This is a genomic window from uncultured Roseicyclus sp. (genome assembly GCF_937892565.1).
GTDB lineage: Bacteria > Pseudomonadota > Alphaproteobacteria > Rhodobacterales > Rhodobacteraceae > Roseicyclus.
Genome location: NZ_CALAHQ010000066.1, coordinates 30,675 through 46,340 on the forward strand (window position 1 = coordinate 30,675; position 15,666 = coordinate 46,340).

At 65.3% G+C, this 15,666-nt stretch carries 16 protein-coding genes; all 16 read left to right on the forward strand.

Annotated features, from left to right (window positions below):
• Nucleotides 1–241: 241 nt before the first annotated feature.
• The gene (gene ruvC, locus Q0094_RS08395) at nucleotides 242–745 is read left to right on the forward strand and encodes a crossover junction endodeoxyribonuclease RuvC (protein ID WP_297617727.1); all 504 of its coding nucleotides are present in this window, start codon (nucleotides 242–244) and stop codon (nucleotides 743–745) included.
• Nucleotides 742–1,425, forward strand: a complete 684-nt coding sequence (gene ruvA / locus Q0094_RS08400; protein ID WP_297617730.1) for a Holliday junction branch migration protein RuvA — start codon at nucleotides 742–744, stop codon at nucleotides 1,423–1,425. The genes ruvC and ruvA overlap by 4 nt, the downstream gene beginning before the upstream one ends.
• Nucleotides 1,426–1,468: 43 nt before the next feature.
• Complete coding sequence (gene ruvB, locus Q0094_RS08405; protein WP_297618240.1) at nucleotides 1,469–2,491, forward strand: Holliday junction branch migration DNA helicase RuvB; 1,023 nt, start codon at nucleotides 1,469–1,471, stop codon at nucleotides 2,489–2,491.
• 8 nt (nucleotides 2,492–2,499) lie between these two features.
• Nucleotides 2,500–3,153: a hypothetical protein gene (locus Q0094_RS08410; protein ID WP_297617733.1), complete on the forward strand. Its 654-nt coding sequence runs from the start codon at nucleotides 2,500–2,502 to the stop codon at nucleotides 3,151–3,153.
• Nucleotides 3,150–3,560, forward strand: coding sequence for a tol-pal system-associated acyl-CoA thioesterase (gene ybgC, locus Q0094_RS08415; RefSeq protein ID WP_297617736.1), 411 nt, complete (start codon nucleotides 3,150–3,152; stop codon nucleotides 3,558–3,560). Before Q0094_RS08410 ends, ybgC begins: the two co-directional genes overlap by 4 nt.
• A 109-nt stretch (nucleotides 3,561–3,669) precedes the next feature.
• The gene (gene tolQ, locus Q0094_RS08420; protein ID WP_297617739.1) at nucleotides 3,670–4,362 is read left to right on the forward strand and encodes a protein TolQ; all 693 of its coding nucleotides are present in this window, start codon (nucleotides 3,670–3,672) and stop codon (nucleotides 4,360–4,362) included.
• Nucleotides 4,362–4,835, forward strand: a complete 474-nt coding sequence (locus Q0094_RS08425; RefSeq protein ID WP_297617742.1) for an ExbD/TolR family protein — start codon at nucleotides 4,362–4,364, stop codon at nucleotides 4,833–4,835. The genes tolQ and Q0094_RS08425 overlap by 1 nt, the downstream gene beginning before the upstream one ends.
• A 12-nt stretch (nucleotides 4,836–4,847) precedes the next feature.
• A complete protein-coding gene (locus tag Q0094_RS08430; protein WP_297617746.1) occupies nucleotides 4,848–5,963 on the forward strand; it encodes a hypothetical protein in 1,116 nt (371 codons plus the stop codon).
• 64 nt (nucleotides 5,964–6,027) lie between these two features.
• Nucleotides 6,028–7,365 carry a Tol-Pal system beta propeller repeat protein TolB gene (gene tolB, locus Q0094_RS08435; RefSeq protein ID WP_297617749.1) on the forward strand — a complete coding sequence of 446 codons (1,338 nt, stop codon included), beginning with the start codon at nucleotides 6,028–6,030 and terminating at the stop codon, nucleotides 7,363–7,365.
• Between the two features lie 76 nt (nucleotides 7,366–7,441).
• Nucleotides 7,442–7,954, forward strand: coding sequence for a peptidoglycan-associated lipoprotein Pal (gene pal, locus Q0094_RS08440; protein WP_297618242.1), 513 nt, complete (start codon nucleotides 7,442–7,444; stop codon nucleotides 7,952–7,954).
• A gap of 4 nt (nucleotides 7,955–7,958) precedes the next feature.
• On the forward strand, nucleotides 7,959–8,780 hold the full coding sequence (gene ybgF / locus Q0094_RS08445; protein ID WP_297617752.1) for a tol-pal system protein YbgF: 822 nt from the start codon (nucleotides 7,959–7,961) through the stop codon (nucleotides 8,778–8,780).
• A complete protein-coding gene (gene tilS, locus Q0094_RS08450) occupies nucleotides 8,777–10,054 on the forward strand; it encodes a tRNA lysidine(34) synthetase TilS (RefSeq protein WP_297617756.1) in 1,278 nt (425 codons plus the stop codon). The genes ybgF and tilS overlap by 4 nt, the downstream gene beginning before the upstream one ends.
• Before the next feature lie 77 nt (nucleotides 10,055–10,131).
• Nucleotides 10,132–12,051 (forward strand): ATP-dependent zinc metalloprotease FtsH, encoded by a 1,920-nt coding sequence (ftsH, locus tag Q0094_RS08455; RefSeq protein WP_297617759.1) that lies wholly within the window; start codon nucleotides 10,132–10,134, stop codon nucleotides 12,049–12,051.
• A 137-nt stretch (nucleotides 12,052–12,188) separates the two neighbouring features.
• The gene (locus tag Q0094_RS08460; protein ID WP_297617762.1) at nucleotides 12,189–12,797 is read left to right on the forward strand and encodes an MOSC domain-containing protein; all 609 of its coding nucleotides are present in this window, start codon (nucleotides 12,189–12,191) and stop codon (nucleotides 12,795–12,797) included.
• A gap of 141 nt (nucleotides 12,798–12,938) precedes the next feature.
• Complete coding sequence (locus Q0094_RS08465) at nucleotides 12,939–14,615, forward strand: formate--tetrahydrofolate ligase (protein WP_297617765.1); 1,677 nt, start codon at nucleotides 12,939–12,941, stop codon at nucleotides 14,613–14,615.
• A gap of 141 nt (nucleotides 14,616–14,756) precedes the next feature.
• Nucleotides 14,757–15,656, forward strand: a complete 900-nt coding sequence (folD, locus tag Q0094_RS08470) for a bifunctional methylenetetrahydrofolate dehydrogenase/methenyltetrahydrofolate cyclohydrolase FolD (protein ID WP_297617768.1) — start codon at nucleotides 14,757–14,759, stop codon at nucleotides 15,654–15,656.
• Nucleotides 15,657–15,666 lie beyond the last annotated feature (10 nt).

Here is a 15,666-nt window from a genome sequence, read left to right on the forward strand (position 1 = left end):
ATGCGTTTTGTGCATGACGCAGAAACCGGCATTAACCCTTGGAGATTATGGTGAAATCCGGGCCAGGTCTGTCGTTTTCGACGATGGGAGCGGCGGTTTTGGGCGTCGCTTTTCCGACATCGATCGCAAACAGCTTTTCTGCGCGGGCAAGGGCGCTTGCGCTAGGCAATGTTCGCCTTTCGTGCTAGTGGTGCAGAAAGGTCACGAATAAGGCCGGTGTTTTCCGGGCAAGGGCGGGCGGATGCGGATTATCGGGATCGACCCGGGGCTCAGATGCCTCGGATGGGGGGTGATCGATGTGGATGGCACGCGCTTGCGGCATGTCGCCAATGGTCAGATCCTGTCGGGGGCGGGCGATCTGGCGGCGCGGCTTTTGGCGCTGCATCAGCAATTGAGCGCGGTTGTCGCCTGTCATGCGCCACAGGCGGCGGCGGTAGAGCAAACCTTTGTGAACAAGGATGCGGCTGGCACGCTCAAGCTGGGTCAGGCGCGTGGTATCGCCATGCTGGTGCCCGCGCAGGCCGGGTTGCGTGTGGCGGAATACGCGCCCAATGCCGTGAAAAAGGCGGTGGTGGGCGTGGGGCATGCCGAAAAGCAACAGGTGGATCATATGGTGCGCTTGCAATTGCCCGGCTGCGATCCGGCCGGACCGGATGCCGCCGATGCGCTGGCTGTCGCGATTTGCCATGCCTTTCACGCGCAATCGGCCCATCGGCTTGCCCAGGCGATCGAGGCGGCATCATGATCGGCAAGCTGACGGGGCGCGTGGATTACAAGGCGGCGGATCATCTTTTGCTCGATGTGGGCGGTGTGGGCTACACGGTGCATTGCTCGGATCGCACCTTGGCCGCGCTGCCGGGGGCCGGACAGATGGCCGCGGTCTATACCGAATTGTTGGTGCGTGAGGATTTGTTGCAGCTTTTTGGATTTCTCACGCCCTATGAGCGCGAATGGCACCGCTTGCTCATCACGGTTCAGGGTGTGGGCTCCAAGGCGTCGATGGCCATATTGGGCACGCTGGGCCCCGATGGTGTGGCGCGCGCCATCGCGATTGGCGATTGGGCGTCGGTCAAGGCCGCACCCGGTATCGGGCCGAAACTGGCCCAGCGCGTGGTCAATGAGTTGAAGGAAAAGGCGCCGGGCATCATGGCCTTGGGCGGCACGATGGGGCAGGCGGCGGGCATCGCGCCCGATCCGCTGGTCGAGGATGCGGCCCGACCCGGCGCGCCCGATGTCCGACAGACCCAACCGACCCTGCCCCCCAGCGGCGCGGCACAGGCCGACGCGCTGTCGGCATTAAGCAATCTCGGCTACGCCCCATCCGAGGCGGCGCGCGCCGTCGCCGAAGCCGCCGGGGCGGCACCGGGGGCCGAGGCATCCGTGCTGATCCGCGCGGCGCTCAGGCTTTTGGCACCCAAGCAATAGGGGGGGTGGCGTGGCCCGCGTGGCTCAGCCATAGATGCCCGATATGACAGAGCCCGATCCAACCTTGCGCCCTGCGCCCCTGCCCGAAGATGTCGACCGCGCTCTGCGTCCGCAGACGCTGTCCGATTTCATCGGTCAGGCCGAAGCGCGGGCCAATCTGAGCGTATTCATCGAAAGCGCGCGCCGCAGGGGCGAGGCGATGGATCATGTCCTGTTTCATGGCCCCCCGGGCCTTGGCAAGACCACGCTGGCGCAGATCATGGCGCGCGAACTGGGGGTGGGGTTTCGCATGACCTCGGGTCCGGTGCTGGCGCGGGCGGGCGATCTGGCCGCCATCCTGACCAATCTGGAAGCGCGCGATGTGCTGTTCATCGACGAGATCCACCGCCTGAACCCCGCCGTGGAAGAGGTGCTTTATCCCGCGCTCGAGGATTTCGAGCTGGATCTTGTGATCGGTGAGGGGCCAGCCGCGCGCACCGTGCGCATCGAGTTGCAGCCCTTCACGCTGGTCGGTGCCACGACGCGGATGGGGCTGTTGACCACGCCGCTCCGCGACCGCTTCGGCATCCCGACACGGTTGCATTTCTACACCACCGAGGAATTGACCCGCATCGTCGCGCGCGGCGCGCGCCTGTCGAACATCGATGCCGACCCCGAGGGCGTGATCGAGATTGCCGGTCGCGCGCGCGGCACGCCGCGCATCGCCGGGCGGCTCTTGCGGCGGGTGATCGATTTCGCGCTGGTTGAAGGCGACGGGCGGCTGACACAGGCCATCGCCGACATCGCGCTGACGCGGCTGGGGGTGGATCATCTGGGGCTCGACGGGGCCGACCGGCGCTATCTGGGCCTGATCGCCGAGAACTATGGCGGTGGGCCGGTGGGGGTGGAAACCCTGTCGGCCGCGCTGTCGGAAAGCCGCGATACATTGGAAGAGGTGATCGAGCCCTACCTGCTGCAACAGGGCCTGATCGCGCGCACGCCACGGGGGCGGATGCTGGCACACAAGGGCTGGACGCATCTGGGGATGCCCCCGCCACCCGGCCCGGCGCAGGGCAATCTGATCTAGGCCCGCAGATGACCGATACCACCCTCGCCCCTCTGTCGCCCGATGCCATCACCGCGCTGTTCACCCGCTCGGATGGGCAGTTTCTGTTTGCCCGCTGGGGGCGGCCCATCGTGCCGGTGGTCTTTGGGGTCGAGGATGCGACTGTTTCGATCCTCAAGGGCGCGATCGAGGCGGTGGTGGCGCTGGCCGGACACAAGATGGCGGAAACCGACCCGGAACTGGGTGCGAACCTGATGGTGTTTTTCATCCGCGACTGGGCCGAGTTGACCGCAACCCCCAATCTTGACCGGCTGATCCCCGATCTGGCCGCTCTGGTCGTCCGGTTGGATGGGGTGGGCGCCAATCAATATCGATCGTTCCGCTTTGACGAAGGCGGCGGGATCAAGGCGGGCTTTGTCTTTGTCCGCATGGATGACGCGCTGGCCGAGGCCCCGGCGGAAACCATCGCGCTCAGCCAGATCGTGCAGACGATCCTGTTGTGGTCCGACACGGCCTTTCTGGGCGCATCGCCGCTGGCCATCTTGCGACCGGGCGGCCCCGCGATCCTCAAGCCGCAGATCGCCGATCTGATCCGGGCGGCCTACGACCCCGCATTGCCGGTGGCCGCGACCGATCCCGCGCTGTGCTTGCGCTTGGCGGCGCGGGTGGGGCGGAGGCAATGACCCATCGCTGGCCCATCCGCGTCTATTATGAAGACACCGATCTGGCGGGGATCGTCTATTATGCCAATTACCTGCGGTTCATCGAACGCGCGCGGTCTGAACTGGTGCGGGCGGCGGGCATCGATCAGGTGGCCCTGAAGGCGGCAGGCTTGGTCTTTGTCGTGCGCCGACTGGAGGCGGATTATCTGAGCCCCGCGCGCTTTGATGATCAACTTGAGGTCCACAGCCGTCTGTTGGAGATGACAGGGGCCGGTTTTTCCCTGTCGCAAGAAATCTGGCGCGATCAGACGCTGGTGTTTCGCGCGGTGGTTTGGCTTGTGGTCATCAACGCCAAAGGGCGCGTGACGCGGCTTGCGGCGGGGCTTCGCGCAGGGCTGGATGCGTTCACGGCGGATGTCGGCCGCTGACACAGAAGTGTTCGCATTCCCCCTTTCAAGCTGGTATATCGTCGCCTTAATGAGGCGCGAAAAGCGCCCGTTCCGATTTGAGGCCCGGGCAAAGGACAGTTTACAGGCTATGGAAACCGAAACGCTCGCTGCTGCGTCACACGCAGACTTTACCCTTATTGCGCTTTTCTTCCGTGCGTCGATTACGGTGCAACTTGTCATGATCGGGTTGATCGTGGCCTCGGTCTGGGTCTGGGCCGTGACCTTTACCAAGGTCAAGATGTTTCGCGGCGCGCGCGCCAATGCGACCGCCTTTGACGCCGCGTTCTGGTCGGGGGAACCTCTGGATGAGTTGTACGACCGGATCGCCGATGCGCCAAACAGCGCCCAAGAGCGGGTGTTTGTGGCTGGCATGACCGAATGGCGGCGGTCCTTGCGGGATGATGGCGCGCTCATCCCCGGCGTGCAGCAACGGGTGGACCGATCGATGGATGTGGCCATTGCCCGTGAAAGCGAACGCTGGACCCACGGTTTGGGCTTTTTGGCCACCACCGGGTCGGCCGCGCCGTTTGTGGGCCTGTTCGGCACGGTCTGGGGGATCATGCGGTCGTTTCAGGAAATCGCCATTTCCGGCAATACCTCGCTGGCAACCGTCGCCCCCGGCATCGCCGAGGCGCTTCTGGCCACGGGTCTTGGCCTTTTGGCCGCAATTCCGGCGGTGATCATCTACAACATGCTCAGCGCCGATGCCGAGCGTCTGGTGGGCGGGCTGGAAGGGTTCGCGGACGAGTTTTCCACCCTCTTGTCGCGGCAGCTTGACTGATGGGGGTCTCGGTTTCAACCAACAGCGGATCGCGCCGCAGGGGCCGCGGACGGCGCGCCAATCTCAAGCCCATGTCCGAGATCAACGTCACGCCCTTTGTCGACGTGATCTTGTGCCTGTTGATCATCTTCATGGTGGCCGCCCCCTTGATGACGGTGGGCGTGCCCATCGATCTGCCCGACACCGCCGCCGAGGCGCTGCCGTCCGAGGACGAAGAACCCCTGACCGTGACCTTGGCGCCCGACGGGCAAGTGATGATCCAGACCACGCCCGTTCCGATGGCCGATCTGATCACCCGCCTGCAAGCGGTCGCGACCGAGCGCACATCAACGCGTATTTTCCTGCGCGCCGATGGCGCCATTCCCTATGACGATGTGATGCGCATCATGGGTGCGCTGAATGCGGGCGGCTTTCGCGAGATCGGTCTTGTGACCGATTCGGGTGGCCCGCGTCTCAACGGCGCCGGAGAGTGAGGGGGCGAGCGGATGCGTCGATCCCTGTACGTCTCATCCGCCATTCACGCCGCGATCCTGCTATGGGTCGCGCTGGGCGATGGCTTGTTCAAGGACAGCCCGGATCCTGTTTTTGAGGTGACAGGCGTCACATTGGTGTCGACCGCCGAGTTCGACGCCATGTTCGATCAAGCCCAAACCTCGGCCCCGGAGGCAGAGATCACGCCCGCGCCGCGCCCGGCGGAACCCGAACCGCCCGCTGCGCCCGAACCTCTGCCCGAGCCCGCACCCTTGCCTGAGCCGCCCGCGCAAACCGCCGAAGCGGCACCCGAGCCCGCGCCGCAGCCTGAACCCACCCCGCCGGGTGAGGTGACCGATACGCTGGCGCCCCCCGCGCCGCCATCGGGTGCGCCCGATCTTCCCCAGACGGGTCGGCCCACGCCGCGCCCGGCCGACCGCATCGCGCCCGTCCCCACACCCGCCCCGGAACAAGATGTGGCCATAGCCCCCGAGGCAACGCCCGAGGTGGCCACGCCCGCCCCGGCGGAAACACCCGCCCCGGCCGAAGAACAGGCCGCCCCCGAAGAGGCCGCGACGCGCATCGTGACCGAAGCCGAAACGCCATCAGGCGGCCCGCTTGGCCCCTTGGCCTCGATCCGCCCGCCGACACGCCCCGACCCCCCGCGCCCGGTGGAAACCGCCGCCCCCGCGCCCGATCCGGCCCCCCAGCCAGAGCCGCCGCAAAGCGATCCTTTGGCCGATGCCATCGCCTTGGCGGTCGCCTCTGCCGTCAGCACACCGGCCCCATCCAATGCGCCGTCTGGCCCGCCCTTGACCGCCGGTGCGCGCGAAGGCTTCCGGGTGGCGGTATCAACCTGTTGGAACGTCGGTTCGCTCAGCAGCGAGGCACAGCGCACCACCGTGATCGTGGGCTTTGACATGACGCGCGAGGCGCGCCCGGTCGAAGGGTCGTTGCGCCTGATTTCCTTTGAGGGCGGATCGCAGATGGCGGCCCAGCAAGCCTTCGAGACCGCGCGCCGCGCGATTTTGCGCTGTGGTGCCACGGGTTATGGCCTGCCTGTCGAAAGCTATGACCACTGGCAGCAGGTCGAACTTGTCTTCAACCCCGCGGGGATGCGTCTGAGATGAAATCCGCGCCCGCCCCTGTTACAATGCCCCGTCAGACCCGCCCCCAGTGGCCAGAGGTACATCCATGTTGACCCGTCGCTCCCTGATCTGTTCCGCCTCGGCGCTGGCTGCGGCCACGACCCTGCCCGGGCTGGTGCGCGCCCAAAACCGGCCGCTTCGTCTGGAAATCACCGAAGGTGTGATCGAACCCTTGCCCTTTGCGATCCCCGGTTTCATCGCGCGCAACGGCGCCGCCGCCGATGCCGCCGCCGACATCACCCGTGTGATCGCTGCCGATCTGCGCGGGACCGGGTTGTTCCGCCAAATTCCCGACAGCGCGCATATCTCGACCGTGACCAGTTTCGATGCCCCGATCCTTTATCCCGACTGGCAGGCGATCAATGCCCAGGCCCTGATCGTGGGCGAGGTGGAACAGCAAGGCGGGCGCCTGATCGTGCGCTTTCGCCTGTTCGACGTGTTCAGCCAGCAGCCTTTGGGTGATGGGCTGCAATTCGTGGGCGAGCGTGACGGCTGGCGGCGCATGGCGCATAATGTGGCCGATCAGGTCTATGAGCGGATCACCGGCGAGACGGGCTATTTCGACACCCGCGTCGTCTTTGTGCATGAGGAAGGCCCCAAGAACGCGCGCCTCAAGCGGTTGGCGCTGATGGATTACGATGGGGCCAATGTGCAGTTCCTGACCGACAGCCGCGCCATCGTCATGGCGCCGCGCTTCAGCCCCACGGGCGACCGCATCATCTATACCAGCTTCTTATCCGGCCAGCCGCGTGTCTATGTCATGGATGTCGCCAGCGTCAGAAGCCGCCCCCTCGAGGCAATCTCGGCGGGCAACATGACCTTTTCGCCGCGCTTCACCGCCGATGGCGGCACTGTGGTGTTTTCCATGGAACAAGGCGGCAACACCGACATCTTCCGCGTGGATGTCAATGGCGGCGGCCGCACCCAGCTGACCAATGCGCCCTCGATCGAAACGGCGCCGTCCTTTTCACCCGATGGCAGCCAGATGGTGTTCGAAAGCGACCGCACCGGCGGCCAGCAGATCTATGTCATGCCCGCCGGTGGCGGCGAGGTGCGCCGCATCAGCCAGGGCAGCGGGCGCTACGGCACGCCGGTCTGGTCGCCGCGCGGCGATTACATCGCCTTTACCAAGCAAGAAAGCGGCCGCTTCCATATCGGCGTGATGCGCACCAATGGCTCGGAGGAACGTCTGTTGACGGCCTCTTTCCTCGATGAGGGCCCGACATGGGCACCCAATGGGCGCGTGCTGATGTTCACCCGTGAAACCGCCGGCGCCAATGGCGCGCCTGCCGTCTATTCGGTCGATATCTCGGGGCGCAACCTGCAGCGTGTGGCCACCCCCGGCATGGCATCCGACCCGTCATGGTCGCCGCGCTTGCCATAAAATCCACCCTCGCATGGACGCGCGCCGTGCGGCCATGCTATGCTGATCAAAACAACAAGGACCGAGCATCATGACCATGTCCCTTCGCGCTTCTGCACTGATCCTTTCGGCCACGCTTGCGCTGTCCGCCTGTTCGCAGGGTGGGCTTTTCGGGCGCGATGACGCCGTCGATTTGAACGGCGCGCAAGCGTCTGGCGCCTTTGGATCGGTCTCTGACCCGCGCTCCATCGCGTATTTCAACCAGATTGTGGGCGACCGGATCTTGTTTGCGGTGGACCAATCCACGCTTGATGCGACCTCGATGGCCACCCTCGACGGTCAGGCGCAGTGGCTGATGACCAACCCCGAATTCATAGCCCTGATCGAAGGCCATGCCGATGAACAGGGCACCCGGGAATACAACCTTGCGCTGGGCGCGCGCCGGGCTGCGGCCGTGCGCGATTACCTTGTGTCGCGCGGTGTGGCCGCCAACCGGCTCAACACCATCAGCTACGGCAAGGAACGCCCGATCGAGATCTGTTCGGATGAAAGCTGCTATCGCCAGAATCGTCGCGGTGTGACGGTGCTGACGGTCGGCGCCGGGGTCTGATCCCATGCGCCGCGCCCTGATCCTTGCGCTTGCGCTGGGCCTTTGGCCGCTTGTGGCTGTGGGGCAGGACAGGGCGCAGTCTCTGGCCGATATCCGGCAGGAACTGGCCATCCTTTTCGTTGAGATGCAACGCCTTCGGGCTGAGCTGAACACGACGGGCGGCGCGATGGGCACCGGTGGCGACGGCACGGTGCTTGCCCGTGTCGATGCCATCGAGGGGGAGTTGCGCCGCCTGACCTCGGCGACCGAGACGATGCAGATCCGTGTCGACCGTGTGGTAAGCGATGGCACCAACCGCATCGGCGATCTGGAGTTTCGGCTGTGCGAACTGACGCCGGATTGCCGCATCGCCGATTTGCCGCCCCAGCCGCCGCTGGGCGGTGAGGCGGCGCAGCCGGATGCCGGCACCGCCCCCCCATCGGACGGCGGTGGTGCCAATCTTGCCGTGGCCGAGCAGAATGATTTCGACCGCGCGCGTGCGGCCTTTGAGGCGGCAGATTACGCGCAAGCCGCTCAGTTGCTGGATGCCTTTACCCAGACTTATCCCGGCGGACCCTTGTCAGCCGAAGCACATTTCCTGCGCGGTCAGGCCGAAGGCCAGCAAAGCGCGTGGAACCGGGCGGCCCGGGCCTATCTTGACAGTTTCACGGCCGATGCGTCGGGGCCACGCGCGGCTGCGGCCTTGCTCAATCTGGGCACGTCACTGGCCGAGCTTGGCCAAAGCGACGAGGCCTGTTTGACCCTGTCCGAGGTGTTGTCGCGCTATCCCGCCGATCCTGTCACCGCCGATGCGCAGGCCGCGCGCGGGCGTCTGGGCTGCAGGTGAACCAAGACACGCTTGAAAGCCGTTTTGCCGTGCAGATGGGCGCCTGTCTGGGCCCCGATTTCCCGCGCGCGATCGGCCTTGCGGTGTCGGGCGGCGGCGACAGCATGGCGATGCTGGCGCTTGCGCATGGCTGGGCGCGGGTCATGGGAATCGGGCTGAGGGTTGTGACCGTGGATCACGGCCTGCGCTCCGAAGCGGGGGCCGAGGCCGCGATGGTGGCGGCCGAATGTGCCACGCTTGGACATGCCCACGACATTATGCGCTGGCATTGGGATGGGCAGGGCAATCTGCAAGATGCCGCGCGGCAGGCACGGCGCGATCTGATCGGCGCATGGCGGCGCGATCTGGCGCATGTGCTCTTTGCCCATACCCAAGACGATCAGGCCGAAACCGTGCTGTTGCAGCTGTTGCGGGGGTCGGGGGTCGATGGGCTGGCGGGCATGGCCGCCGCACGGCGCGTGCCGGATGCGCGGGGCGGCTGGTGGCTGTTGCGCCCGCTCTTGGGCGAGGCGCGGGCGGATCTGCGCCACTATGCGACCACCTTGCGTGTGCCGTTTGTCGATGACCCCTCCAACAGCGATCCAAGATTTGACCGGGTGCGCGCGCGCCACGCGATGGCGGCCCTTGGCCTGGCGCCCGAGGGGCTGGCCCGGACCGCCGCCCGCATGGCGCGTGCTGCCCGAGCCTGTCGTGCAAGGGCCGCCGACATTGCCCGGCGGATCGCCACCGAGGAACAGGTGAATGGCGCGCCGACCGGCGATCTGCTGATCGACCGCGATGGTCTGGCTGCCGTCGAGCGCGACAGCCAGATGCGGCTTTTGGCGGGCGGGCTGCAATGGGTGGCCAGCGCCCCCTACAGACCCCGCGCGCAGGCCCTTGAGGCGTTGCTTGATCGGGTGCTGGCGGGGGGTGGCGGCACCTTGCATGGCGTGGATGTGACGCCAGGCGCTGCGGCGATCCGCCTCTCCCGCGAGGGGGCGGCCTTGACCGATGCGCGAAAGCCCGCCTGTGCCGGTCTTGTCTGGGATGGGCGCTGGCATCTGGGCGCGCTGGCCGAACCGGGCCTGATCTTGCGCCCGCTTGGGCCTGACGGATGGGCACAGCGCCCTGAAAAAACACAAGTTTCAGCCCCGGCGCGTGCCGCTTATGCTTGGCCTGCGTTGTTTCGCGGCGACCGGCTTGTGACCTGTGGGCCACTTGGTCTTGGGGGGGCCGATGTGATCGGGTTTCGTCCAGGGGGCGGCCATTTCGCCCAGTTCCTTGAATCACATTGAAGTCGGGCGCGGCATCTCTATCTTTCCACCATAACGCGGGTGTTGAGTTTCACGCCCGGATGTAAGGAGATATCCCCTTGGGCAACGCGAGAAACGTCGCATTCTGGGTCATCTTGTTCCTGCTGATACTGGCCCTGTTCAACCTGTTCTCGGGTGGTCAGACTCAGGTGGCACAGCGCGGCGTGGCCTATTCTGAATTCATCTCTCAGGTGCAAGGCGGGCAGGTTCTGTCGGCAACGCTGGATGGCGAGAATGTTCAATTCACCACATCGGACGGCACCTTTGGCACCGTTGCGCCGGCTGATGCCAACACCACCCAGATCCTGCTTGATCGCGGTGTGCGCATCGAAGCGCGCCCGCAGGAGCAATCGGGTTTCCTGAGCGTGCTGTCCTTGTGGCTGCCGGTGCTGGTCCTGATCGGCATCTGGATCTTCTTCATGAACCGGATGCAGGGCGGCGGGCGTGGCGGCGCCATGGGCTTTGGCAAATCCAAGGCGAAACTCCTGACCGAAAAGCATGGCCGCGTGACCTTTGACGATGTCGCCGGCATCGACGAGGCCAAGGAAGAACTGGAAGAAATCGTTGAATTCCTGCGCAATCCGCAGAAATTCAGCCGCTTGGGTGGCAAGATCCCGAAAGGGGCGCTGCTGGTCGGCCCGCCCGGCACGGGCAAGACGCTTCTGGCGCGCGCCATCGCGGGCGAGGCGGGCGTGCCGTTCTTCACCATCTCCGGCTCGGATTTTGTCGAGATGTTCGTGGGCGTGGGCGCAAGCCGCGTGCGCGACATGTTCGAACAGGCAAAGAAGAACGCGCCCTGCATCGTCTTCATCGACGAGATCGACGCCGTGGGCCGGTCGCGCGGCGTGGGCTATGGCGGCGGCAATGATGAGCGCGAACAGACGCTGAACCAGTTGCTGGTCGAGATGGACGGCTTCGAGGCAAACGAGGGCATCATCATCATCGCGGCCACCAACCGCCCCGATGTGCTGGACCCCGCATTGCTGCGCCCCGGCCGGTTCGACCGTCAGGTTCAGGTGCCCAACCCCGACATCAAGGGCCGCGAGCGCATCCTGAGCGTGCATTCGCGCAAGGTGCCTTTGGGCCCCGATGTCGATCTGCGCATCATCGCGCGCGGTACGCCGGGCTTTTCGGGTGCCGATCTGGCCAACCTGGTGAATGAGGCGGCATTGGCGGCCGCACGCATCAACCGGCGTTTCGTGACCATGGAAGATTTCGAGAATGCCAAGGACAAGGTCATGATGGGCGCTGAGCGCCGGTCGATGGTCATGTCCGAGGATGAGAAGAAGCTGACAGCCTATCACGAAGCCGGCCATGCGGTCGTTGGCATGAACGTTCCCGAGCACGACCCGATCCACAAGGCCACCATCATTCCGCGCGGTCGCGCGCTGGGTCTGGTGCTGTCCTTGCCCGAACGCGACCAGCTCTCGGTCAGCTACCGCAAATACACCTCCAAGATCGCCATGGCGATGGGTGGGCGCGTGGCCGAGGAACTGGTTTTCGGCAAGGACATGGTGACATCGGGCGCGGCCAGCGACATCCAGCAGGTGTCGCGCATCGCGCGCGCCATGGTCACGCAGTTCGGTTATGCCGAAGAGCTGGGCTATGTCGACTACGCCAATGAACAGCAATCCTATCTGGGCGCTTACGGGGGCGGCACGAACCATTCGGCGGCGACGCAAAAGATCATCGATGACAAGGTCAAGGCGCTGATCGACGAAGGCTATGAGACCGCCAAGCGCATCCTGACCGAAAGGCGCGACGATCTGGAGCGATTGGCGCAAGGGCTGCTGGAATACGAAACCCTGACCGGCATCGAGATCCAGAAGGTGATAAACGGCGAAGCGCTGAACAAGGGCGATGACAGCGGCGACACCACCACCCGCTCGGGCGGCGGCACGCCATCGATCACGGCGATCCCCAAGCTCAAGCCCAAATCAAAGCCCGCAGGCGACATGGAACCCGAACCCAGCGCCTGATCGATCTGTGCCCCGAAATTACTGAAAAGGCCCCCGCCTGTTGGGGGCCTTTTTCCTTTGCGCCAAACTGCAGCTTGCGGGTTGCGCCCATGCCTTGCCTTTGGTGAGATGGGCCAACCGATGACAGGATGCCGCCCATGCCCGCCTTGATCCCTACCAACCATACCGCCACCGTCACATGGCTGGGTGTGAACCCCGACCGCGATGCCGCGCTGGAAACCCAAGCCTTGAGCGAAATGGTGCTGACCTTCGCGGGGCATGTGCGGGAAAGCCGGGCGGGGCTGACGCGCCCCTCCGACAGCCGGGTGCTGGCGCAATACAAGCGCGGCACGCCGATCCGCAACACCCGCCAACTGTCGATCCTGTCGGCCGAGGATCTGGATGCCATCGCCGCCGAGATGGGGATCGCGGCGCTGGATCCGGCACTTTTGGGCGCCTCGATGGTGATCCGGGGCATCCCCGATTTTTCCCATGTGCCGCCGTCGTCGCGGCTGCAAGACGAGGCCAGCGGCACCACGCTGACCATCGACATGGAAAACCGCCCCTGCACGCTGCCTGCCAAACCGATCGAGGCGCGCCATCCCGGCAAGGGCGCGCGCTTCAAACGCGCGGCGCAGGGACGGCGCGGTGTGACCGCATGGGTCGAACGCGAGGGGGTGATCGCCCTGGGGTCGACGCTGCGCCTGCATATCCCCGACCAGCCGGTCTGGCCGCATCTGCACCAGGCGCGAAAAGACGTCGGTTGATCACAGCCGTTTCGGATCGGAAACCTCGCGTGGCGATTGAGCCCGCGAATGTGTCGCAATCGGTCCTCACGATGCGGATCGCACCCGCTATAGCCAAAAGCGACAGATCACGCCCGCATGTGGGAAGGGAGCCCGCCTGACATGGCCTTCAAGACAGATATCGAAATCGCCCGCGAGGCGAAGAAGCACCCGATCCAAGCCATCGGCGAGCGGCTTGGCATTCCGACCGAGGCGCTTGTGCCCTATGGGCATGACAAGGCCAAGATCGGGCAGGATTTCATCACCGGGCTGGCGGGGCGGCCCGATGGCAAGCTGATCCTTGTGACCGCGATCAACCCCACGCCCGCGGGTGAGGGCAAGACCACGACGACCGTGGGTCTGGGCGATGGGCTGAACCGCATCGGCAGGCGGGCCGCGATCTGCATCCGTGAGGCCAGCCTTGGCCCGAATTTCGGCATGAAGGGCGGGGCCGCGGGGGGTGGCTATGCGCAAGTCGTGCCGATGGAAGAGATGAACCTTCATTTCACCGGCGATTTCCATGCGATCACCAGCGCGCACAATCTGTTGTCGGCGATGATCGACAACCACATCTATTGGGGCAATGCGCTGGGCATCGATGAGCGCCGCGTCGTGTGGCGCCGCGTGATGGACATGAACGACCGCGCGCTGCGCGATATCGTCGTGTCGCTGGGGGGCGTGTCGAACGGATTTCCGCGCCAGACGGGCTTTGACATCACCGTTGCCTCCGAGGTGATGGCGATCTTGTGCCTGAGCGAGAACCTGGCCGATCTGGAGCGGCGTCTGGGCGACATGATCGTGGCTTACCGCCGCGACAAATCCCCGGTCTATTGCCGCGACATCAAGGCCGACGGGGCGATGACCGTGCTGCTCAGGGATGCGATGCAGCCCAATCTGGTGCAGACGCTGGAAAACAACCCCGCCTTTGTGCATGGCGGGCCCTTTGCCAATATCGCGCATGGCTGCAACAGCGTGATCGCCACCAAGACCGCGCTGAAGCTGGCGGATTTCGTCGTGACCGAGGCCGGGTTTGGTGCCGATCTGGGCGCCGAGAAGTTCATGAACATCAAATGCCGCAAGGCAGGCCTTGCGCCCGACGCGGTGGTGATCGTGGCGACCGTGCGCGCGATGAAGATGAATGGCGGGGTGGCAAAATCCGATCTGGGGGCCGAGAATGTCGCGGCCGTTCAGGCGGGCTGTGCCAATCTGGGCCGCCATATCGAGAACGTCAAAAGCTTTGGCGTGCCGGTTGTCGTCGGCATCAACCATTTCGCGGGCGACACCGAGGCCGAGATCGCGGCGGTAAAAGCCTATGTCGCGGCGCAGGGTTCCGAGGCGATCTTGTGCAAGCACTGGGCCGAGGGCAGCGCGGGGATCGAGGATCTGGCGCGGCGGGTGGCGGAGCTGGCCGAAGGCGGCAGCGCCGATTTCCGCACGCTCTATCCCGATGAGATGGGGCTGATGGCCAAGATCGAGACCATCGCGACCAGGATCTATCGCGCAGGGTCCGTGACCGCCGACGCAGGCGTGCGTGCACAGCTCAAGGCCTGGGAAGAGGCGGGCTATGGGCATCTGCCGGTCTGCATGGCCAAGACGCAGTATTCCTTTTCGACCGATCCCAACCTGCGTGGTGCGCCCGAGGGCCATGTGATCCCCGTGCGTGAGGTGCGGCTGTCGGCGGGGGCGGGGTTTGTCGTTGCGATCTGTGGCGAGATCATGACCATGCCCGGCCTGCCCAAGGTTCCGGCGTCGGAAACCATCCGGCTCAATGATGCAGGCCTGATCGAGGGGCTGTTCTAGGCAAGGGGGGCGCGGCGGCGGGGGCATCGAACCCCCGCCGCCGCGCGTGCCGCCCCGGGCGGCCCGGGCGCCCAGACCGATGGGCTGTGCGGGTCGGCGGGTGTCGGCATGCGTATTTCGGGAAAGATGAAGGATCAGGGCATGGCCGCGACGATATTGGACGGAAAAGCCTTTGCAGCCAAGGTGCGTGGGCAGGTGGCGACCCATGTCGCGGCACTCAAGGCCGGGCACGGGATCGTGCCCGGGTTGGCGGTCGTGCTGGTGGGCACGGATCCGGCCAGCCAGGTCTATGTGAAGAACAAGGGCATTCAGACAATCGAGGCCGGCATGGCGAGCCATGAGCACAAGCTCGATGCCGCCACGCCCGAGGCCGAAATTCTGGCGCTGGTTGCGCGGCTGAATGCCGATCCTGCGGTGCATGGGATCTTGGTGCAATTGCCGTTGCCGGCCCATGTGGATGCGGCCAAGGTCATCAACACCATCGACCCGGCCAAGGATGTGGACGGCTTTCACATCTCGAATGTGGGGCTTTTGGGCACGGGGCAAAAGGCGCTGGTGCCCTGCACGCCGCTGGGCTGTCTGATGATGCTGCGCGATCATCATGGTGATCTGTCGGGGATGGAGGCGGTGGTGCTGGGCCGGTCCAACATCGTGGGCAAACCCATGGCACAGCTTTTGCTGGGGGAAAGCTGCACGGTCACGATCGCGCATTCGCGGACCCGCGATCTGGGCGCGGTGTGTCGGCGCGCCGATATTCTGGTCGCGGCCGTCGGCCGCCCAGAGATGGTCCGGGGCGACTGGATCAAGCCCGGCGCCACGGTAATCGATGTGGGGATCAACCGCGTCGCCCATCCCGAGGATGCGACCCGGACCCGGCTTGTGGGCGATTGCCATACGCAGAGTTGCGCCGAGGTCGCAGGCGCGATCACGCCTGTGCCGGGCGGCGTGGGGCCGATGACCATTGCCTGTCTGTTGGCCAATACGCTGACGGCCTGTTGTCGGGCGCATGGGCTAGCTGAACCTGACGGTCTGGCGGTCTGACGGCCTGACG